Source organism: Prauserella sp. PE36 (assembly GCF_003311655.1).
Taxonomy (GTDB): Bacteria; Actinomycetota; Actinomycetes; order Mycobacteriales; family Pseudonocardiaceae; genus Prauserella_A; species Prauserella_A endophytica.
The window spans coordinates 1-541 of record NZ_QEQT01000068.1; the positions used below are offsets into that span (position 1 = coordinate 1).

The 541-nt window shown below is 70.6% G+C and carries 1 pseudogene; it reads right to left on the reverse strand.

What is annotated here, in order from left to right:
• Positions 1-464: pseudogene (locus tag DI005_RS18890) on the reverse strand (hypothetical protein); the annotation flags it as partial.
• Positions 465-541: the final 77 nt, after the last annotated feature.

Sequence of the window (541 nt, forward strand, 5' to 3'; positions counted from 1 at the left end):
CGGCGGTGCCGACGCTCCCGGGCCTGCTCGGAGCGCATCTCCCACTCCTTCAACGCTTCCCAGTCACCCCGGCTCTCGGCCATGCGCTGCATCCGCTCATAGCGCGAGTTGGTCTTGGCCTCCCACACCCGCTTGCCCAACACCAGCCCACCCCCGAGCACGTAGGAGCCGTGCCGCATCAACGCCTTCCCGACCGTCTTGGTGTGCTCGTGCGTGGCGACGGTCTTCACCACCCGGCCGACCACCACGGCGTCGTGGGCGTAGCCCTTGTAGCGGGCGATGGCCTGAGCCTTCTGCGAGGTGCGGCGCCGGTATTCCTCCTCGGAGATCAGCTCGCCTTCCACGACCCCCGCGTCGGCCGTGACCGGCGCGGTCTGGGCCTCCGGCCGGGTGGGGAGGTAGTGCACGCGGGCCAGTTCCTCGCTCGACTCGGCGGGCTGTCCGGTGTTGTCGGTGGTGGTCACTTTCGGCCTCCCCGGTGTTCGTCACGGAGCTGGCGCGCCCGGCGGGGCGAGCAGCGCAGGGTCTTGCGGATGGACTC